The 20715-nt window shown below is 59.4% G+C and carries 20 protein-coding genes and 1 riboswitch; of the genes, 4 read left to right on the forward strand and 16 right to left on the reverse strand.

The features are described from left to right. The first annotated feature begins 43 nt into the window (after positions 1 to 43). Entirely contained in the window at positions 44 to 652 is a 609-nt protein-coding gene (locus AEP_RS02980) for a response regulator (RefSeq protein ID WP_087494020.1), read from the forward strand. Between the two features lie 42 nt (positions 653 to 694). On the opposite strand, the gene AEP_RS02985 is transcribed toward AEP_RS02980, so the two are convergent. Further along, positions 695 to 1882, reverse strand: a complete 1188-nt coding sequence (locus AEP_RS02985) for an aminotransferase-like domain-containing protein (RefSeq protein WP_087494021.1) — start codon at positions 1880 to 1882, stop codon at positions 695 to 697. Positions 1883 to 2003: 121 nt separating this feature from the next. On the opposite strand from AEP_RS02985, the gene AEP_RS02990 reads away from it, so the two are divergent. From AEP_RS02990 to AEP_RS03000, 3 genes are read left to right on the forward strand one after another with little or no spacing between them, the layout of a single operon-like run. Further along, the gene (locus AEP_RS02990) at positions 2004 to 2810 is read left to right on the forward strand and encodes an HDOD domain-containing protein (protein ID WP_087494022.1); all 807 of its coding nucleotides are present in this window, start codon (positions 2004 to 2006) and stop codon (positions 2808 to 2810) included. Further along, positions 2807 to 3451, forward strand: a complete 645-nt coding sequence (nth, locus tag AEP_RS02995; RefSeq protein ID WP_087494023.1) for an endonuclease III — start codon at positions 2807 to 2809, stop codon at positions 3449 to 3451. Before AEP_RS02990 ends, nth begins: the two co-directional genes overlap by 4 nt. A gap of 26 nt (positions 3452 to 3477) precedes the next feature. After that, positions 3478 to 4302, forward strand: coding sequence for an HDOD domain-containing protein (locus tag AEP_RS03000; RefSeq protein WP_087494024.1), 825 nt, complete (start codon positions 3478 to 3480; stop codon positions 4300 to 4302). Between the two features lie 83 nt (positions 4303 to 4385). Here the strand turns inward: AEP_RS03000 and AEP_RS03005 are convergent, their stop codons facing one another. The 15 genes from AEP_RS03005 to AEP_RS03075 all read right to left on the reverse strand — a co-directional run bounded on the left by AEP_RS03005 (position 4386) and on the right by AEP_RS03075 (position 20710). Then, complete coding sequence (locus AEP_RS03005; RefSeq protein ID WP_087494025.1) at positions 4386 to 5744, reverse strand: vanadium-dependent haloperoxidase; 1359 nt, start codon at positions 5742 to 5744, stop codon at positions 4386 to 4388. Next, a complete protein-coding gene (locus AEP_RS03010; protein ID WP_198301890.1) occupies positions 5741 to 7351 on the reverse strand; it encodes a CRTAC1 family protein in 1611 nt (536 codons plus the stop codon). Before AEP_RS03010 ends, AEP_RS03005 begins: the two co-directional genes overlap by 4 nt. Positions 7352 to 7392: 41 nt before the next feature. Beyond that, the gene (locus AEP_RS03015; protein WP_087494026.1) at positions 7393 to 8526 is read right to left on the reverse strand and encodes an ROK family protein; all 1134 of its coding nucleotides are present in this window, start codon (positions 8524 to 8526) and stop codon (positions 7393 to 7395) included. A 41-nt stretch (positions 8527 to 8567) separates the two neighbouring features. Next, entirely contained in the window at positions 8568 to 9371 is an 804-nt protein-coding gene (locus tag AEP_RS03020) for an ATP-binding cassette domain-containing protein (RefSeq protein WP_087497154.1), read from the reverse strand. An 8-nt stretch (positions 9372 to 9379) separates the two neighbouring features. Continuing rightward, entirely contained in the window at positions 9380 to 10570 is a 1191-nt protein-coding gene (locus AEP_RS03025; protein WP_232459912.1) for a sugar ABC transporter permease, read from the reverse strand. 105 nt (positions 10571 to 10675) lie between these two features. Then, positions 10676 to 11695 (reverse strand): substrate-binding domain-containing protein, encoded by a 1020-nt coding sequence (locus tag AEP_RS03030; RefSeq protein WP_087494027.1) that lies wholly within the window; start codon positions 11693 to 11695, stop codon positions 10676 to 10678. Between the two features lie 202 nt (positions 11696 to 11897). After that, positions 11898 to 12440: a histidine phosphatase family protein gene (locus AEP_RS03035; RefSeq protein ID WP_087494028.1), complete on the reverse strand. Its 543-nt coding sequence runs from the start codon at positions 12438 to 12440 to the stop codon at positions 11898 to 11900. Further along, on the reverse strand, positions 12437 to 13291 hold the full coding sequence (locus tag AEP_RS03040; protein ID WP_087494029.1) for an adenosylcobinamide-GDP ribazoletransferase: 855 nt from the start codon (positions 13289 to 13291) through the stop codon (positions 12437 to 12439). Before AEP_RS03040 ends, AEP_RS03035 begins: the two co-directional genes overlap by 4 nt. An 18-nt stretch (positions 13292 to 13309) precedes the next feature. Next, positions 13310 to 14542, reverse strand: a complete 1233-nt coding sequence (gene cobT / locus AEP_RS03045) for a nicotinate-nucleotide--dimethylbenzimidazole phosphoribosyltransferase (RefSeq protein WP_232459913.1) — start codon at positions 14540 to 14542, stop codon at positions 13310 to 13312. Continuing rightward, a riboswitch (cobalamin riboswitch) is annotated at positions 14528 to 14717 on the reverse strand. It overlaps the preceding gene by 15 nt. A gap of 38 nt (positions 14718 to 14755) precedes the next feature. Then, positions 14756 to 16357: a cobyric acid synthase gene (locus tag AEP_RS03050; RefSeq protein WP_087497157.1), complete on the reverse strand. Its 1602-nt coding sequence runs from the start codon at positions 16355 to 16357 to the stop codon at positions 14756 to 14758. Continuing rightward, positions 16354 to 17151 carry an alpha/beta fold hydrolase gene (locus AEP_RS03055; RefSeq protein WP_198301891.1) on the reverse strand — a complete coding sequence of 266 codons (798 nt, stop codon included), beginning with the start codon at positions 17149 to 17151 and terminating at the stop codon, positions 16354 to 16356. The genes AEP_RS03050 and AEP_RS03055 overlap by 4 nt, the downstream gene beginning before the upstream one ends. A 2-nt stretch (positions 17152 to 17153) precedes the next feature. Next, positions 17154 to 18137 (reverse strand): aminotransferase class I/II-fold pyridoxal phosphate-dependent enzyme, encoded by a 984-nt coding sequence (locus tag AEP_RS03060; protein ID WP_087494031.1) that lies wholly within the window; start codon positions 18135 to 18137, stop codon positions 17154 to 17156. Further along, positions 18138 to 19109 (reverse strand): adenosylcobinamide-phosphate synthase CbiB, encoded by a 972-nt coding sequence (gene cbiB / locus AEP_RS03065; RefSeq protein WP_087494032.1) that lies wholly within the window; start codon positions 19107 to 19109, stop codon positions 18138 to 18140. A 6-nt stretch (positions 19110 to 19115) separates the two neighbouring features. After that, positions 19116 to 19685 carry a cob(I)yrinic acid a,c-diamide adenosyltransferase gene (gene cobO / locus AEP_RS03070; RefSeq protein WP_087494033.1) on the reverse strand — a complete coding sequence of 190 codons (570 nt, stop codon included), beginning with the start codon at positions 19683 to 19685 and terminating at the stop codon, positions 19116 to 19118. 209 nt (positions 19686 to 19894) lie between these two features. Further along, positions 19895 to 20710 (reverse strand): ABC transporter ATP-binding protein, encoded by an 816-nt coding sequence (locus AEP_RS03075; protein ID WP_087497158.1) that lies wholly within the window; start codon positions 20708 to 20710, stop codon positions 19895 to 19897. Between the last annotated feature and the right edge of the window lie 5 nt (positions 20711 to 20715).

The following is a 20715-nucleotide window of genomic DNA, read 5'->3' on the forward strand; positions in this document are numbered from 1 at the left end:
GCCACCTAAAATCTGGGCAGCGTTTTCCCCTACACCTTACCGTATGTCTGCCGTGCGTTTTCTGGTTGCTGACAGCAGCCCTGCATTACAAACTTTTGCCAGAAACCTGATCACCGGCTATGGCTTTGAGCCGGCCTGGGTGGCGGTGGCCTCTACGCCAGAGGCAGCTCTCGCATCGGCGCGGGAGCAGGCGCCCCACTTTTTGCTCACCGATTGCTTTTCCAAAGAACAGACCACAGGATTGCAGTTGGCTGCGGAGGTAAAAAAAGGCACACCTGATTTGCGCTGGGCCCTGATGAGCGCCCGGTTGGATGAAGAGCTGGACACCTTGGCCCGCAACGCCGGCGCCATGTTTCAACTGGCCAAGCCCTTTGCGGCGGCAGACATCAAGACCGCCATGGGCAAAGCATTGGAGCAATGGGGACAGGACAACCATGAGGTCGGACGGCGCATGCCGGGCTACAGGCGCCCGCGCGCGGTACCCGTCGTACCGGTAGTGCCTGATGTGCCAGCCTACAAGGCAGGCGATTACGTCGAGTACCAAGGTGTGCGGGACACCGTGAGACACGTCATTTTCCGCCGCGGGGAGTTGGTCGTTCAGTTGTCCAACGTGAGCGGCATGGTGCCTGCAACCAAACTCCGTAAACTTTGAATTTGCAGTGACCACCGCAAATTCAAAGGCCGGATGGTCGTATTACAGCGCCTGACCGAGGCGCGCAATCCCTTCCTCAATCTTGGCCACATCCGCCGTGGCAAAACTCAGGCGCAAAGTCGTCTGGTCGGGATCGTGTGCGTAGAACGGCGCGCCGGGTACAAAGGCCACCAGTTTGTCGATGGCACGCTTCGCAAAATCGCCTGCGTGGGTGGGCTTGCCATTGGCACCGGTCAGGCGTGCCCAGAAAAACATGCCGCCCTGGGGTGCATCGAATGCAATGGCATCGCCCAGTTCCGCTTGCAAGCGTGCAGCCATCACACGGGCGCGTTCTGCGTAGGTTGCGCGCACGGCCGCTAAAGCGGTCGGCAAGCGATTGAGCGTGAGGTAGTGCGCGGCAGTCGCTTGGGTCAAATTGCTGGTGTGCGCGTCACTGAACTGCTTGCACATGGTGGCACGGCTAAGCAAAGCCGACGGTGCAATCAACCACCCCACTCGCAGGCCCGGACTCAGCACCTTGCTGAAGGAGCCGCAGTGCGCCAGCCAATCGCGGCTGCCAGGCACTTCGTCGCTCAAGGCCAGCAGGCTGGGCGGTGGCGCCTGGTCGAAAAACAGCTCTCCGTACGGGTCATCCTCCACCACCAGGGTCTGGGTGCGGGCAGCAATCTCCAATACACGTTTGCGGCGTTCCAGACTCAACATGGCTCCGCTGGGGTTGCCGAAAGAAGGGATCAAGTAAACCAGCTTGGGTTTGTGCTCTGCAATCAGGGCTTCAAGTTTGTCCACATCCACACCGTTCGCGTCGATCGGTGCACCGATGACATGTGCGCCGTAGAGGCGGAAACACTGGATAGTGGCGAGAAATGTGGGAGCCTCCATGATGACCTTGTCACCGGGAGAGATCATGGTTTTGCCGATCAGGTCCAACGCTTGCTGGCTACCTGTAGTCACGATCAAGCCATCGGGCGCCACCGTTGCGCCTTTACCGGCCATGTGTCGGCTGATGCCTTCGCGCAGCGGTTGAAAGCCCTCGGTAGCGCCGTACTGCAGCACCGGGCCGGGAATGTTCTTGAGAACTGCGTCAGTTGATTCGCGGATGCCTTCGACGTCAAACAAGGCGGGATCGGGGAAACCGCCAGCAAAACTGATGATGCCCGGCTTGCCGAGCAGCTTGAACAGTTCACGGATGGCGGAGCTTTCGACGTTGTTCAACCGATCTGCAAATTGCATATTTAATTTCACAATTCAAACAAAAAAATATTAATAACCCGAGCAAAACCAGATTCTCAAGGCGCCCTACTTCAGGTAAATTGTCATCGACACCGGTCACTTTCATTAACCAGGAGACGACATGACCCAGCTCGCAGCGTTCTTTGAAACCGTGAAATTGCCATCCATGTCTGAGGTGGCCCACGCACTCATTCAATCCCTGAATGACGATAGTGCGGGCATCCCCGAGATACGTGACCTCATTGCCAAAGACCCGGCGCTTTCGGCCAAGCTATTGCGCTTGGCCAATAGCGCCCAGTTCGGCTTGCCCCGCGGCGTCAGCAGTCTGGATGATGCTATCACCATGGTAGGCATGTCGAAGGTGCGTACTTTAGCGCTGGGCGCTTGTTTGAGCGAATCTTTTCCAACGATTCCGGGTCTTGACCGTAAAGAATTCTGGCGTACCAGCATGGCCTGCGCGGGTTACGCCCAGTGGCTGGCGACAGGCCTGGGCATGGATGGGCAACAAGCCTGGCTCACCGGCATGATGCTGCGCTTGGGCGAGTTGCTGATCGTGCAAGCAGAGCCGGAGGTGCTGCAGGAAATTGAGAAGCTGCCGCATATTCCCGGAGTGCGTTGGCAACGTGAAGCCCGGCTCACCGGCTTTACCGAGGGACAAATTACTTCCGAGCTGGCACGTCGCTGGAATTTCCCGCCCCAGATGGTGCAGGCGCTGGCCCAATCGGCCGAACCGGTCACTACCCATGGATTTTCCCGACTTGCCGGGGTAATCCATCTCGCGGGGTTGATGGCAGAGACAGACCACAACGGTCCCGATGTCATTGATACTCTGCCTTCCGAAGTGATTTCTGCGCTGATGCTGGACGTCGACTGGCTGCACGCGAAATTCCCCAACGAAGAATCTTTTGTAAACATCACTGCCTTGTGAAACCTGCCCAGATAGAAGACTTTTTCGCCACCCTGCAGGCCGCCAACCCCAACCCGCAAACCGAGCTGGAGTTCAGCTCTGTTTTCGAGTTGCTGGCGGCCGTTTTGTTGTCGGCGCAAGCGACCGATGTAGGGGTCAATAAAGCGACCCGCAAGCTGTTTGCCATAGCCAATACACCGCAACGAATTCTGGACTTGGGTTTGCCGGGTTTGGAGGAACACATCAAGACCATCGGGCTATTTCGGAGCAAAGCCAAGCACCTGATGGAAACCTGCCGCATGCTGGTGGATCTGCATGGAGGGCGTGTGCCTGCGGACCGGGAATCCCTGGAAGCACTGCCGGGTGTGGGGCGCAAAACCGCCAATGTGGTGTTGAACGTGGCATTCGGTCAACCGACCATGGCAGTGGACACGCACCTTTTCCGCTTGGGCAATCGCACGGGACTGGCGCCCGGCAAGACACCGCTGGAGGTTGAGCTGAAGTTGCTCAAACGCATACCGGCGCGCTACATGGTTGACGCACACCATTGGCTTATCCTGCATGGGCGTTATGTCTGCCAAGCCCGCAAACCTTTGTGTTGGCAATGCAGCGTAAATCAAGCTTGCGGATATAAACTCAAGACCCCCGCACCCGCGGGCTGACAGAACCTAGTAACCAGCGAAGCTTCATGGCGGATATCAATACTTTCATCCAAACGGTCAAATTGCCTGTGATGCCGGAGGCGGCCCATGCGCTGATTCGTACTCTTAATGATGAAGATGCGGACGTAGTGACCGTGCGTGACATCATCGCCAAAGACCCTGCCCTGACCACGACCCTGCTGCGCATGGCCAACAGTGCCCTGTTCGGCTTGTCCCGCTCTGTCACAACCTTGGACAACGCCGTCAGCGTGGTCGGCATGGCGCAGATCCGTGCCCGTGCGCTGGGGATCTGCATGTCGCAGGTATTCAAGCTGCCCGAAAGCATCAACCGCCTGGAGTTCTGGCGCTACAGCATGGTATGCGCGGGCTACGCGAAGTTTCTGGCCCACAAAACCGGTCTGGATGAGCAGCAGGCCTGGCTCACCGCCATGATGCTGCGATTGGGTGAATTGGTGTTGTCCATGCACAGCCCGGACATCATTGCCCCCATTGAACAACTTCCACGCGCCCCCGGGGAGCGATGGAAGCGAGAGCGTGAACTGATCGGCTTTGACGAGGGCCAGATTACCGGCGAGGTGGCCCGTCGTTGGGATTTCCCCGAAGAAGTGGTCCTGGCCTTGGGTCACTGCGCAGATGCCTTGGCCGCCGTGAATCAGTCCCGCTTGTGTGCAGTCGTGCATTTGGCAGCCCTATGGGCAGACCAAAGCTATGACCATGCAGCCATCAAGGAAGCAGTATCAAGTTCGTCGCCGCAAGTTATGGGTTTCTTGGGTTTGAACGCTGAGGAATTGGTGAACAGCGTTCCGGACCCAGAGTTGTTCAGCGACATTTCCGCGCTTCTTTCAAGCTGACAAGCCCCGCGTTGTCGACCCTCAAGATTGAGGCAACGACACAATAAGAAAAGGGACCCTCGGGTCCCTTTACTGTTTCCGAATCAGCGCTTGAATTTCAATGCCAAAACTTTGTCCGCTACGCACTGGCCTTGCGGCTTTCCGCCATCACTGGCGAAGCGGTAGTGAATGCCGGCGTAAACACGGGATGCAGCAGCTTCATCCGCCGCTTCCTTGAAGCTCTTGAACGTCCGTGGACCCCATCCCCGGTCATTGTGGGTGTTGTCGACAAAAGACGTATTCGCACCAAACTCTTTGCCCAGCACCGCGGCAGCCGCACTGCTTTGCACTGAGTGACCCGATGGATAGTCAGGGAACGGTGGCGTAGGTATCAAACTGGGTGTCCAATTGCTGTCGATGACCAGCTGCACATATGTCACGGGACGCAGCACATTGAGCTTGTATTTGGTGTTCCACGCTGCCACGAAGGCATCGGACATGGCCATATTCAGGCGGGCAAACACTTCTGCCGCTGAGCCCAAATCCGCCTTCTTTGCGCGAAGCAAATCGTTGGCAACATAAGCCCAATGACCCGCTGGCGTAGGCGTCTTGCCGGCGTCGTCCGCCCAATAGAGTGCGAATTGGCGCTGCTCTTGGGTTGCTGCTCGACTGATCTGGTAGACCTCCATGCCATCCTTGTAGAACGCAGAGCCCGGTTCCTCAGAATAGGCGGGTGGCATGGGTGCCGGGCAGTCATCTGCTGTCTTCATCACAAAGGGACGGTTCTTGCCCCAATAGGGCAACAACGGCGCCGCAAAGGCCGGAGGTGTGGCAGACCATTTACCGGTTCCACTGGGCGGGACATAGTTCTGCTGATGCCTGCGGATAGGCCCCCAGGCTTCATGGCCGCCATCCGTGCGTGCCCAAGTCATGATCGCCATGGCCATCAATTTGCCAAAAGTCTCGGACCGGTTGGTGATTTCCGCGGTAACGCTGTTGGGATCAAAGTCCTGTGTGTATTTCAGGGGCAGACTGCGTTCCAGCGTGTCAATGCGCGCCTTGTTCTCAGGGCTAGCGTTGCTGAACATCATGCGCGTCATCGTCGCTAGAGATGCATTTGCGACCGTGGGCCAATGCAAAGGCTCATCTGGCTGCGCCCATGGCAGCGAGCTCAACTGATTGAGTTGCCCGGCCAGACTCTGGTAGCCGGGCATGCCCGGCACGACGGACTCATAAAGCGTCAAGCCCATGTAACCAAGCGCCCGGGAAGCCACCGGCGGGCTGAATCCGGGCGTTTGCTGAATGAGTTGCAGCGCAAGGAAAAACCAGTCATAAACCACCCCGGAGCTATACGCATTGGCTGGCTTAGCTACGGGTGCAGGGGTGGACTGGGCCAAAGTCACGGGACTTTGCAAAGTGGCAAAAGATGCCGCCATGGCCAAAACAAGGGTTCGGATTTTCATTGTGCTTTCCAGGCTTGAACACCTGTCTCCCGGTTGACGACATAGAACGCATCAGATGCCACGTTAAGCCATGGGCCCCAATCTTCATTTGGCCACTGCACGCGGACCTTCACGTCTTTAGCGTTACCAAGGCCGAAGTGCATCCAGCCGAGATGGCCGCTTGCATGGCCACCACCAATGGTGAGTTCCTGGCGTTCAATGCGGCCGCCCAAATCCACCTCCACCCAGGCGCCTATGGCGTCCCGGTTGCCACCGCCTTGCTGCAAACGAAGTTGCAGCCAATGGCCCATGGGCGCAGGTTTCTCTGCTGTCCCTGCACCTACGTGGCGCCACAGTTGTGCTCTGTCCTGGCGGTTCACCACCACCATATCGAGCAGACCGTCTCCGTTCAGATCCGCCATCATGCCGCCCCGCCCGCGCTTGAAACTGGCGACACCCGCCTGCTGCCCCACCTCCGTGAAGCGCCCGTCAGGCTCCTGGAGCAGCAGGTTGTTGGGATCCAAAATGGCGAAGTCGGGCATCGATGAGACATTGCCTTTGACAATGAAAAGGTCAGCCCAGCCATCATTGTTGGCGTCCGCAAACTGGGCATGCCAGGCTGTGCTGGGGTGGAAATCGCCACCCACATAAGGACGGTGTGCCGTGATACCGCGCTTGTAAGCCTGATCGATGTAGCTTGGTTTACCGGGCCCAGCTTCCAGCTTCTGGAATTTATTGTCCGCCATGCTGGTAATGAAGTACTCAGGGTAGCCATCACCATCAATGTCATGTCCGGCAATGCCCATGCCCCAGACTTGGAGTTGCTTCCATCCGTCTTGCTCGGTGTACAACTTCGCCGGTGCACCCGGTGCTACCCTCCACAATTGCTCTTGCCCGCCCTGGTAATACTCGCGGTCGTTGGCGACTCTGAGGCTGGCTTGTCCGCTGCGATTCCAATCAGAGAACAACATGCTGAGTGCGCAATAACCCGGTGCGAGTTTTTCGGGTGCGCCATAGGCCTTGCCTGTGGCGTCCGGCCGCATCAAGAAACCGGGAGTGCAGGTACCCCATGGAAAATCAGGACGACTGCGGTCGTAGTAACTGCCGAAGGCCATGGTCGGCAAGGTCTGCCCTTTTTCCCAGGTAGCAGAAAACGCGGTGTGCCAATCATTGCTGGGCGGAATGTTCCAACGCGCGTTGGCATTCTCAAATTTGCATTGCCCCAAGCCCCGGAAAACCGCCAACTCGCCAACACGTAGAACCACCAGATCAACATTCCCGTCCGCATCAATGTCTATCGGGTAAGCACCGGTGGCATTGGTCAGCTCCATATTCGAGCGCTGCTCTTGCAACTTGATCGGACCTCCGCGGGTGCTCTTGTTGCGATAGAACTTGGCTTTGTTCACACCGCCAGTGACATACATCTCGGGCAGGCCGTCGCTATCGCAATCAAACACAGCAACACCACCGCCGACCATAAACTCATCCTGTCCTTCAAAGCGGATCTGCAGGCCTGAAGTTTCTGTTTCCTCCACAAACTTGGGCGTTGCGGGCAACGCTCCCCCCTGCGCAAACGCTTGCTGCATCAAGGTCGCGACCAGCACGTACCCCATCTTTCTGAACGTCATTATCGAAACTCCTCCATCAAATAATTGAAACCTTAAGTGCATCAATGACCGGACACATAATTCGCTTCTTTCAGAAGCGGACGCAAGAACTGGTGTAAAACCATGGCAGCTGCACCTACCGCGGCGGCGTGCAAGCCATAGCGTGCAGGCCGAACTTCAGGCGCTTGCATTCCCGCAGACTGCGCGTAGGCGCATTGGGTGTTGCGGGCAGCCTCCACGAGACCCGGATGATCGACCGTGGAACGCCCGCCAACCACGATCACCCGTGGGTTAAACATTGCATCCAGGTTTTGCAGCATCATTCCCAGATACTGCGCGGCGTGTTCCAAGCTCGTTTGCTCTTTGAGAGCACGTGCACCCACAAATGCCTCTGCACAACCCCGGCGCCCGCAGGAGCACAACGGGCCGTTGACCTGCAAAATACTGTGTCCGATTTCACCGGCCGTACCCCTCGCACCGGTAAAAAGCCTGTCGTTAAGCACCACACCGGCACCCACACCGACATCGCAATTCAAAAAAATCAGCGGATCTTCATTGCCTCCGCCCCCGAATTCGTACTCCCCAAGGGCGGCGGTATCGCCATCATTCTGTAAGTGAATATGTGCTGCTGGAATACCGAGTTTGCCGAACTCTTGCGCCACCATCTCCAAAAAAGGCACATTGCGCCAACCGAGATTCGGTGCCAATCTGACAATGCCCCCAGCGTCATCGATAGCGCCGGGCAGACATACGCCTACACCGGACAACAACATCTGGTTGAGATCCAACTGTTTGGTGAGAACACGGAGAAGTTGAGTTGCCAGCTTGCATGCACTGGCAGGCCGCGGGTCGTCCAGCAACGCTTCTTTGTGGCTGAGCACCTGTCCGGTCAGCGAAACGGAGACGATGCGCACGCAATCGACCGCGATCTCGATCCCCACCAACACGCGTTTGTTTGCATCGATATGGAGCGGGGTAGAAGGCCTGCCCATGCCCTGCCCCGCCACAGGCGCTTCAGGTTCAGTGAGCCAGTGTTCGTCCAGCAGTTCACGCACCAAACCACTCACTGTGGACTTGGTCAAGCCGCTCAGAGTGGCCAAACGGGCCCTTGAAAGGCCGGGCTGGCTGCGGATCAGTCGCAGCAAAACACTGCGATTGATCCGCTTGAGCAACTGCAAATCACCCGTGGTTTTCATGCAATGTGCTCAACACTCAAGGAACAGCACAGAAAACCGGATTACTTCGGATTGCGCTCACACTCCGGTTTGCCTTCCGGCTTCTTGCCCAGAATGATCATGCCCAACACTTCATCTTCGGTCACGTCCTGGGTGCGGTAGGTACCTACCACCTTGCCGTTTTTCATGACAGCCAGACGGTCACTCAGCGCAAACACGTCGTGCATGTCATGACTGATCAGGAAAATGCCGACGCCTTCCGCTTTGAGCTGCTCAATGAGCTTGGCCACCATTGCCGTTTCCTCAGGGCCCAGAGCCGCTGTGGGTTCGTCCATGATGAGGATCTGGGCATTGAAGTAAATGGCTCGCGAAATCGCCACCACCTGACGTTGACCGCCGGACAGGCGGCGCACAGGCGTGTGGTAGTTCTTGAAGTTCTTGTTCAGGCGTTGAAAGACCTTGCGGGCATCGGCGTCCATGCGATGGTCATCCAATGTCCTCCAGGGAGTGAGCAGTTCACGTCCGAGGAAAAGGTTGGCCACCGAATTCAGGTTGTCGGCCAGCGCCAAAGTCTGGTAGATGGATTCAATGCCGGCGGCCTGCGCATCCGCAGGTGTGCGGATGTGGGCCTTGGTGCCGTTGATGATGACGTCGCCACTATCGATGGGATACGCGCCGGCCAGCATCTTCATCAGGGTGGACTTACCGGCACCGTTGTGACCCAGCACGGCCACAACTTCGCCGGGGTACAGGTTGATGCTGACGTTTTCCACCGCATGCACACCACCAAACGCCTTGTTGATGTTGCGCATTTCCACCAGGCATTTGCTGGTGTCCACGGCGGCTTTGGTTTTAGTAGTTTCCATGTTGGCGCTCACAGCACATCTCCCGTCCATTTGCGATAAGCCACATCAAAGACCACAGCTGCAATGAGCACCTGGCCGATGATCACATAGCGGGTACCGATGGACACATCCAGCAGCAACATGCCACTGTCAATACATTGCATGATCAGGGCACCCAACACGGAGCCCAGAATCGTTCCGCTACCGCCCGCCAGCGCTGTGCCGCCGATCACCGTCGCGGCAATCACCAGCAACTCGAGGTTGTTACCCAGGGAGTTGGTACCGGCATTCAGACGGGAAATCGCCACAATCGCGGCGATGGTTGTGAGCACCGCCAACAGCAGAAATAGCATCATGGTGACGCGCTTGACGGGAATACCCACCAAGGCTGCAGCATCAGGGTTGCCGCCCATGGCAAACACGTAACGGCCGAAGCGCGTACGGTGCACGATGAACGCCATGATCACGGCCACAGCACCCCAGATCAACACGGGAATGGGTACGCCCTGAGCGTCATCCTTGCCGGGGATTTGGTATGCATTCATCACCGCAACGAAACCCATTACCAGAACGATGGGAATCAAAGACAGTGCGATGTCCAGTCCCAAAGGATTGGTCGGTACGTCATAACGCTGCTTGGAGCGGCGCTTGGCGAGCATGGACAAGACAATGCACAAGGAGATCACGCCACCCAGAATCCAGCTGGCTGTTGTGCCTATGCCACCATTAAAGCCACCGCCAAGCTTCAGAAAAAAGGGATCGGACAATGGCTGGGTCTTGCCATCAGCCACAAGATAAGCGGCGCCGCGGAAGGACATCAATCCGCCCAAGGTGACCACAAAAGACGGCACACCGACATAAGCCGTCAACACACCTTGATACACCGCGGTCAGGATGGCAGCAGCCAAACCGGCCAAGCATGCCGCTGGCCAAGACCAGTCCAAGGTGTACATCAAGAATGCAATGAGTACACCCACAAAACCCATCACCGAACCGACAGAGAGGTCGATGTGACGGGCCACAATAATGAGCACCATGACGGTCGCAAGAATGCCGACCACCGCAGTCTGCTGCGCAATGTTGTAGAGGTTTTCGGCAGAGAAAAAGATACCGCCAGACAGAACATTAAAAACAACGGTGGTGACCACCAACACTGCGGTCATCAGCACCATGCGCCAATCGATGGCCGAATGCTTCAAGTTTTTTAGAGCTTGATTCATTGACTTCCCCAAACGAAACCGAAAACGGAGTTCTAAAACGACACCGCGGGCACCAAGCACAAGCCCGGCCCGCGGTGAATGGCTAACAAAAGTTAGAAAAAACGCTTACTTGCAAGCAGCCACTTTGGATACGTCTGCGCCCTTGCACAGAACGTCCTTCTTGATGTAGCCAGCCTTCAATACCACATCCAGGTTGGCTTGGGTCACAGGGATAGGCTTCAGGAAGATGGACTTCAGAGTCACCTTCTTGGGGCCGCCAGCCCAGTCACCCGCACCGGTCACAGGCTTGCCGGAACCCAGTTCCACAGCAGCCTTGGCAGCAGCAGTACCGAGGTCAGCAGAGTTCTTCCACACGGACACAGTCTGGGTACCCAGAGCCACGCGGTTCAGAGCAGCGTGGTCGCCGTCTTGACCGGAAACTGGAATGCCTTGCATGCCCTTGGCGGTCAAAGCAGCCACTACGCCACCGGCCATACCGTCGTTCTGAGCCACAACGGCGTCAACCTTGTTGCCGTTCTTGGTCAGGATCTGTTCCATGTTCTTCTGGGCGTTCTGTGGGTTCCAACCGGCGGTGAACTCTTCACCAACGATCTTCACGTCACCGCTTTTGATTGCGGCTTCCAGAACTTCGCCTTGGCCTTCACGCAGGAAGTTGGCGTTGTTGTCGCCTGGATCACCCTTGATGATGGCGTAGTTGCCCTTTGGCTTGACAGCCAAAATCGCACGTGCAGTCATGCGGCCCACTTCCTTGTTGTCGAAAGTGATGTAGGTGGTGCCGGGAGCTTCGAACAAACGGTCATAAGCGATCACTGGGATCTTCAGCTGGGCGGCCTTGTTCACGGCAGGCAGGATGGCGTCCTTGTCGCGTGCCAGAATGATCAGGACCTTGGCGCCCTTGGCGATCAAGCTGTCGATGTCAGTCAATTGCTTTTCGGTAGAGGAACCAGCGTCAGACATGATGTACTTGGCGCCGCTCTTGGCCAACTCGGCCTTGATAGCTGCTTCGTCAGTCTTCCAGCGTTCTTCCTGGTACGCGTCGAAGCTCACGCCGACGGTCAGCTGAGCAAAAGAGGAACCGGCTGCCATGGCCAGTGCCAAAGCGGTCAATTGACGTTGAAATTTCATGTATGTCTCCAGAATAATTACCCGGTATGGGCGTCTGTGTTGAATCAACTTTTTCCTACCGCCGCCCATGGACTGCATGAGTTAGTTCGGACAGTAGACGAAGTGTCCACCAGATTTCTTGCGTTCTACACTAGGGGAAATACCGAGAGCCGCGCGAACATCGTTACAAGTTCATTAACGATTTTTTATCGTTAATAGACCCTTACAAACGCAACCAGGCTCCCGTGGGCACTTCTGGACCCACCCACTCGTGTGACTGAACAGGGCCCCAAAAGCCCCGATGCAGGAGATCGCAGCCCCGGATGACACCGGCGTGCGTGATCCATACCTCATCCTGCTGACGTTGCAAGTGCTCCTTCCACGCCTCGGAAACTCCTGCCATGAACTCCGCCAAGCTCTGCTTCCCGCCGAATCGATGGGCCCAGAAGTCCGCCGTCCATGCGTCCACCGCATCCTTGCCTATGTCGCTCCAGCGCTTGCCCTCCCAGTGGCCGAAGTCCATCTCGGCCAACCGGGCGTCGATCACTGCTTCAGGCAAGTCTGCCCGCACACTGCGCAACGCCGCCGCCAACTCGCGACAGCGCACACGTGGCGAGCACCGCAAGGGAATGCCAAGCGGCAGTTCCTGCGCAAGGGCGCTGGCGGCCACCTGTGTGGCGGCTGGTTCACTACCCAGCTCCAACGCGCCGTAACACAGGCCGGGCTCCGCCATGACCTTGGCGTGCCGGGCCAGCCACAGCGTCACGCAGCGCCCCCAAGCGCACAGGCCATTCCGAGGTAGAAGGCTATTTCGCACACCTGCTGTGTGGCACCCAGGCAGTCACCGGTGAAGCCCTGCAAACGCCGTGAAAACCAGCGGTACATCCAAAGCCATGCCACTGCTGCAGCCAACACGCCACCGAGCAATGCCCGGCACCAGTCCGAGGCAGAGAATGGTATTGCTGCCATTTCAATAGCTGCCGGCGCAGCAGCGGTGAGCGCCAAGGCCCCAAAACACCACATTGCAGCCACGAGCAAAGCGGGCAAAGAAATCTGGTCTGCCAGTGGTTTGGACTTGGACTGCGCGGTATCGCCCACATGCGGCAGCAGGCGGATGGTCAAAAGCGGCCAGGTGCGCGACACCACATGCCCCGCAAACACCGCCCCCACCATCACCCCGGCGCCTAGCGAGCCCAGGAGGGCCAGCAGCGCCACTTTGCACAGCAGCGCCAGCATGACGGCAATGGCACCGAAGGCTCCCACGCGGGAGTCTTTCATGATGTCCAGAGCACGTTCCCGGTTCAGGCTGCCGCCGAGTCCATCTGCCACATCGGCCAAACCATCTTCATGGAAGGCGCCGGTCATCACCACGCTCAAGACCGTACCCAAGGCAGCTGCCACCAGAGGTGAATAAGGGCTGGGCGGCAGCAGGACCCACAAGCCCCAGGTGAGCAGCGCTACCGCCCCCCCCACCAGCCAGCCCACGCCGGGAAAGTGCGCGGCACTGGCGCGCAGCATGGCCGGGCTGAAGCCCACCCAATCCGCCAAGCGACCGGTCACCGGCACACGGCTGAAAAACTGCAGAGCCAACAAGTAATGGCGAATGAAACTGCGCATTGTTGTGAGATGCCGAGTTCAGGCCACCGGCACCGGGCCGTTTGCCTTTTCAGACACGCCCGCCGAAGCAAAGCTCGCCATGTCGCGCAAAATGGTGCAGGCGGACTGCAGCAGCGGCCACGCCAATGCAGCGCCGGAGCCTTCGCCCAACCTCAGCCCCAGGTCCAACAGCGCCTGCACGCCCAGGTGCTGCAACATGAACTCATGACCGCGCTCCCCGGAGCGGTGCGCAAACACGCAACGTTGCAAGACCAATGGCTGCAAGGCATGCGCCACCACGATGGCGCTGGTGGCAATGAAGCCGTCCACCACAATCACCCGCCGCTCATGGGCCGCCTGCAACACGGCGCCCACCATGGTCGCGATCTCAAAGCCACCGAGGGCTGCCAAAGCATCCAGCGGCGCGGTCGCACCGGCATGCAAGGCAAGCACCTCGCGCAGCACCTCAGTTTTGCGCTGGACCGCCGGCGCATCCAAGCCGGTACCGGCTCCGGTACACACCGCAATGTCCAAGCCGCCCAAATGCGAAAGCAACATGGAAGCGGCCGATGTGTTGCCTATGCCCATCTCCCCCAACAGCAAAGCATTGCCGGGCAAGCCCTTTGCGAGCTCCATGCCATGTTGCAAGGCTTGGTCACGCTGGGCAGACGTCATCGCGGGCTGTGTAGACGAATCCGCAGTGCCCCGCTCTGCACCAGACGCCTTGCGCACCTGCAAGCCGACCCTCGTAGCACCCGCGGGTAAGCCAGCCAGAAAGTCGTGCTTCACACCGCAATCCACCACCGTCAAGGCAATGCCATTCTGTTTGGAGAGCACGCTCACTGCCGCGCCACCGGCCAGAAAGTTCTCCACCATCTGCCAGGTCACATCACTCGGAAATGCCGAAATGCCGCGGGCCGTGAGCCCGTGATCACCCGCAAACACCACCATTTGCGGATGCTCCAGCGCCGGCGCAGTGCTACCAAGAATTTGGCCGATTTTGAGCGCAGCCTCTTCCAGGCGCCCGAGTGAACCCAGCGGTTTGGTTTTGTTATTGAGCGTGTCCTGCAGCGCTTGCGTCAATGCCGGATCGGCAATATCGGCCAAGACAGTCCGCCCGCGAGCAAGGTCCCACGCGGCTGCGGTGTCGTTTGGAAAATCGGTAGATTGGGCGTGCAGGCCCGATGCGGCGTGCGCCGACGATGAATTCATGGCATTCCCCTGTGCTGAATCAAAGAAGCACAGCCCGGCCTTGCTGTGCATGAACAACATCAGGCCGGTCTTCTGGCTTGGAATCACCTGACCCGACGCGCCTTCCCGGCCTTGGCGGCCAGTGGCATTGAGCGCGAGTCATCATCCTTACAGCGTTGGGCACGCGACGGATTCACACCGTCTTCCCGATTCTCCCCAAACCGTGGCAAGGGGCACCTGAAGGCGTCGATGATAGCAGTGCTCTAGTGAACAACCGCACCTCACAAGGCTCTGCTAACGCGCCACCATTGCGTCCAACACGCCCGCGTCGAAGTGGTTTCCGATGTAGTCCGCCAAACCATCAAACACCTTGTCCAAAGTAGGCACTTCACCCTGCAAACGCGCACCGAACAAGGCCTGCAAGACAGCGGCATCTTCCAACATACCGTGCAAGTAAACGCCCATCACGTTGCCGGCGGCATTGCACCAGCCGAGGTCGTCGGGCAAGACGGCTTGGGCCAAGTTGCCTGCCACAGCCATAGCTACATGCTGGGCTGTTTGACCATGGTGAATTTCATAGCCGGACACAGGCACACCCGCTAGTGAAGCCCAAGGAGAAGCTGTTCTGGCATCACCCCTGCCAACACCCGAGCCGGAGGGGGCATGGCCGGGGGCCGATTTCTGCGCGTTTGGCAGCATGAGGCCCCCGGCCATGCCTCCTTCGGCTTGCGCCTGCCAAGAAGAGGTAAATCGCGTGGATGTATGCCGAACCGTCTTGTCCTCCGCAAACACCGTCACCAGCGGCAACAAGCCCAGTCCGGGCGCATTGCCATCGATCCCGTGCGGGTCAATCAACGCCTCGCCCAACATCTGCAAACCACCACAAACCCCCAATACCGCCCCACCCCGCTCCGCATGCTGCGCCACCGCAGCATCCAGCCCCTGTTCCCGCAACCACGCCAAGTCACCACTAGTGTGCTTGGATCCGGGCAGGATGATCCAGTCGCCAGGTTTCAAGCCCGCCAACTCGCTAGGGCTGCGCACCCATTGCAACCTGAGACCCGGAATATTCTTGAGTGGTTGGAACTCGTCCAGGTTGCTGATACGCGGGTAGGCAATCACCGCCACAGTCAGATTGACCGAACCGCGCGCCACACTGCGGTCGTCAAACACGCCGTCTTCCTCCGGCAGGCCGTGCTGCCACCACATGGGGAGCACAGCCACCGTAGGTACGCCAGTCATTTCCTGCAGCATCTCAGGGGCCGGCGACAACAGCGAAGCATCACCGCGGAACTTGTTGAGCACAAAGCCCTTGATCAAGGCCCGCTCATCCTCGGGCAGCAAGGCCCAGGTGCCATAGAGGTGCGCAAACGCACCACCGCGGTCGATGTCGGTCACCAGCAAGCAAGCTGCGTTGCAATGCTTGGCCACCCGCATGTTCACAATGTCACTGCTGGAGAGGTTGATCTCGGCGGGTGAGCCGGCTCCCTCGATCACCACCACATCGTTTTCAGCACGCAGTTCGTCCAGTGCCGCCGCGATCTGGGGCCACACCTTGAGGCTGCGACCGCGCCAAGGCAAGTTCGTGAGTTCGGGGCTTACCTGGCCCATCAGCACCACCTGGCTGTGGGTGTCGCGCTCAGGCTTCAACAGCAAGGGGTTCATGCGCACATCAGGAACCGCGTTCGCGGCGAGCGATTGGAAGTACTGGGCTGAACCTATTTCACCCTGCCCATTCACAGACGCAACCACTCTTGCGTTATTGCTCATGTTCTGCGCTTTGAAGGGCGCCACTTTGAGCCCTTGCCGCGCGTAGTAGCGGCATAGCGCAGTCGTCAGCCAGCTTTTGCCGGCGCCACTGGTGGTGCCCAGCACCATGATGCATTGGGCAGTCATGGCAGCGCCCTCACCCATTCCAACACTTGCATGGCTGCCACCTCCGGCGTGCCCATGTGGTCTGCGTCCACCACCAGGTACTTGCTGGCAGAGTTTACTGGCGCTTTCTCGAATGCATAAGAAGGACCAGCGGAATACAGCGGGTCCTTGGTGCCGATCACCCAGACAAAGGGCACTGCTTTCTTGAACCTGGACGCGCTCAAGGGCATGTGCCCCAAGCCTTCAGGATCAAAGTAGCTCAGCAGCACATCCGCCCGCATGCGCACGGGGCGCGACTTGCCCTGGTTAAAGTCTTCCATGTCCAGCATCTCTGCGCCTTTGCCTTCAAGCACCATCTGGCGCGCTTGATCCACAGACGCCTTGCCGATGCCCCGGCCATAGGTGAAAGCCGGCGAATGCCCCGGTGCCAGGGCAATCACTCCATCAGCATCACCTTGGGTCGCCATGTAGGCCATGGCCGCATTCGCCCCAAAACTGTGTCCTGCCAACAGCACCCGCGCGTAGCCCTTGTCGCGCAGCGCTTTGACTTGGGCTGCGATCTCGGTGATGGCGACGGGATATGGTTGGTCGTAATTGCGTCGGCGGGACCATGGCATTTCGATGCTCTGCGTGTCGCAGGCGGGCTCCATTTGCCGGCCGAAACCAGCGAGGTTGTTCGGGTGGCCCCACTTACCGTGCATCAGCAATAGTGCGCAGGGCTTGGGCTGGGCGACGGCGGCGGGCGCCCACAGTGCCAGGCCGGACAAGGCCAAGACAAGCATCCACACTCGCCGGCTACTTGAAGAATGTCGCATGGTCAGTTTCCAGATTTTAGGTTGGCAACAAGGGCATCGACAGCATCAGGCGGCAGAACGCCGAGCCGCGCCCAGCCAGGCAATCCAAAGGATGTCGTGTCACGAATTTTGATGCCATGCGCGCGCAAGGTGGGCAGCAGGACTGAGAGGTCACGCCCCTCGGGCGGTCGGGCGCAAAAGAAATTGGCGTCGCTGGGTTTCACGGTCCAACCCGCTTTTTCAAGTGCGCTGACTTGATTGCGCTTCCACTCACGCAAAGTACCCAGACTCTGCGTTACCCACGCCTGCGTGTCTGGTGCCGTCCAGCTGTGCAACATCGCCACGCCATGCGCGCCCAGCACCCACGACGGGGCCATGGCATCCAGAGCGGCAACAGCAGCCGGTGCATGGACAGGCGCAATGGCATAGGCGGCGCGCACGCCCGTGAGTCCTAGCGCCTTGTTCGGGGAGAACAATTGCCACACGCTCTCGCTCCGGCTTGAAGACAAGGCCGGCTCGCCGCTCAGACGCAGTGGCGCATACGCGCCATCCAGCACCACGGTGCTCCGCTCCAGATTCTGGGGCCAGCCCAAGTGGTTTTGGCCGGTGGGACTGGCAGGGTCGCAAGCCCAAACCAAGTCCGCAGCATCCGGGTCGCTCGCCTGTGTCAGCCCCCAGGCCTGTGCAGCATGCCCGTAATCACCATAGGCGTGCTGTGGCAGGTGCACCCGGCTACCACCCGCTTGGCGCACCGAGGCACTGATGCGGAAGATGAACTCGCTGGCGCTTCCCGCCAGCACGACCCGCCACGGATCCACTCTGTGATGCCTTGCCAAAGCTGACTTCAAGGTGGTGTACTGGGGGTCGGGGTAGCGGGTCGCATCAGCCGCCTGTACCGCAGCCCATGCCATGGGGCACGGCCCGCAGGCATTCGAGTTGGTGGAGAAATCGAACTGCGCAGCGCCCGCCGCATCGGGCCCGCCGTGGAGTCGCAGTGCGGGTTTCACTCAGCCCCCTATTGCTATCAAAAGAAGAGCTGCCAGCGCAGAGCCCACGAGCGCCAGCACCGCTTTGGAGGCATAAACCTGCGCGGTCTCCATATCGTCCTGCTGTGCTTCCCGGCCATCAGGGTTCAGCACATACACCCCTGGTTTGCGAAGAACCACACCCAGCACCAAAGCCATGGCCGCCATGGGCCAGCCGCTGTTGGGGGACGGTGTTTTCCGCGCTTCAAGCGGCAGTCGGCTGCGCAAAGCCCATGCACGCCGGCCTGCAACCAGCAAGAGCAACACGGCCGTGACTCGGGCAGGCACCCAGCTCAGTACATCGTCGGAACGCGCCGCCCATTTGCCGGCCCAGGCCCAATTGCGGCCCTTGTAGATGCCGGGGTAGCCCCACATGGCATCTGCTGTGTTGGCAAAGCGGTAGAGCACTGCCCCCGGCAGACCCAGCACCACGAACCAGAACACGGGTGCGACCACGGAGTCATTCAGGTTTTCTGCCAGCGTCTCAATGGCACTCTCGCGTACCTGCATGTCGGTGAGCCGGGTTACATCCCTGCTCACCAACCAGGCCAGTCGCTCACGCCCTGCATCCAACCCTTGCGCCAAGGCTGCTTCGACGGCTTGCACTTCACTTTTCAGCATTGCCCACGCCAGCATGGGTTTGAGCAACAAGCCCATAGCCACACCGGCGGCCCACCAAGGCAGCTCCAAGGCCGCACCTAGCAAGAGCAAAGACGCTATCAAAAACAGAGCAGCTCCCGCACACCAGATGAGCGCCCCCAGCACAAAACTTGCAAGATCCCGCACGGCCGGGTCCTGGCGCGCACGACGCTGCAACCAGGCCCCGGTGCGCTCCAGATAGTTCCCCATCCAGACCACCGGGTGTAGGCGCGCGGGCGGTTCGCCCCAAACGTGGTCCACAGCAAATGCCACCAGCAGCGCCAACGCGTTGCAGAGGACCCAAGTGCTGATCATGGGCTGTCAGTCCTCAATGCCACGCTGGGCCGGAATGCCCGCCTTGAACGCGTGTTTGACCATCTGGATCTCGCTCACCGTATCCGCCAACTCAATGATCTCGGGTGGGCAACGGCGTCCGGTCAGCACCACATGGACATGGCTGGGGCGGGTCTTGAGAGTTTCCAGCACGTCGTCCAGCGGCATCCAGCCGTAGATCAGCGGGTAGGTGATTTCGTCCAGCGTGACCATGAAGTAATCGCCGCTCAGGATCGCTGCTTTGGCCTTGGCCCAGCCGTCGCGCGCCAGCTGGGCGCTGTGCTCCAGGTCCTGGCTTTTCCAGCTGAAGCCGTCGCCCAAGCCCTCGATGGGGATGCCGATCTGCTCGAACATGCGGTGTTCGCCAAAGCGGGCGGTGGGCACTTTCATGAACTGGAAGATCTTGACCTTCTTGCCACGGCCATGCGCGCGCAGGGCCAGGCCGAAAGCGGCCGTGCTTTTGCCTTTGCCGTCGCCCGTGTTGACGATGACGATGCCGCGGCGTTCGCCCTCGGCTTTTTCATAGGGCTTTTCGGTGGGTGGGGTTTCGATGTGCATGGGTTCTCTGACAAAACTACGAGTGTGAATCGGCTCAGGGGAAACCGGGGCGGGCTTTCCGCGCAGGTTAAGGAGGAGCCCGCAACGCAGGCGGGGGACACGGAGCGGAAAGCCTGCCCCGGCTTCCCCGGCAAGTGCCAATAGCGCGCCGGAAGAACCGGAACGAATGCCCTGCTCCGTGTCCCCCGCCCTGCGGGCTCCTCCTTAACCTACGCAGAGCATCCATTCCGGTCCTCCCTCGATGGCCTGGTCTTCGGCAACGCCACCCACTGCCCTTCAATGGCATGGATGGCGATACGGTGGTCGAACACGTCAACCAGCGCAGCATGGGTGCTTGCATCATTGCTCGCGCCGTGGTGGGTCACCCGCCCCTGCGCCATGACCACCACCTGCTTGGCATGCAGAGCCATGCTGATTTCGTGCAACACGCTCACTACCGTGGTGCCTTGCGCCACCAAAGCGCGCACGACGTCCAGCCAGTCGGCTTGGTGCGGCGGGTCCAGGTTGGCCAGGGGCTCGTCCATCAGCAGTACTTGGGCCTGCACCGCCAGTGCCCGTGCCAACAGCACCCGCTGACGCTCGCCGCCGCTCAGGTGGCCCAACGGGCGGCAACGCCAGTCCCACGCCTGGGTCGCACGAAGCGCTTGCTCTACGGCCGCGTGGTCTGCCGGGCTGGCGGGCGCCAACCAGGCTTGGTGCGGCAAACGACCCAGCAAGGCCACGTCCCATACCGTCAAATCATCGGCAGAAGTTTCGTTCTGACCCAGCCAGGCCAACTGGCGGGCGCGCTCGCGCTGCGGCAGTGACTGCATGGGTTTTCCCAACAGATGCACCGTACCGCTATGGGGCAGCACTCCGGCCAGACAGCGCAGCAAGGTGGACTTGCCCGCTCCGTTGGGGCCGACGATGCTGGTCCATTGGACTGCCGCAATGTCTACTGACACACCGTGCAGCACCTGCTGCTTGGCGATGCCATTTCCGAGGCTGGCGCTGATGGAATCTGCGCGGATAGCTATGTTTTTCATAGCAT

The sequence above is a fragment of the Curvibacter sp. AEP1-3 genome (assembly GCF_002163715.1).
GTDB lineage: Bacteria > Pseudomonadota > Gammaproteobacteria > Burkholderiales > Burkholderiaceae_C > Allorhodoferax.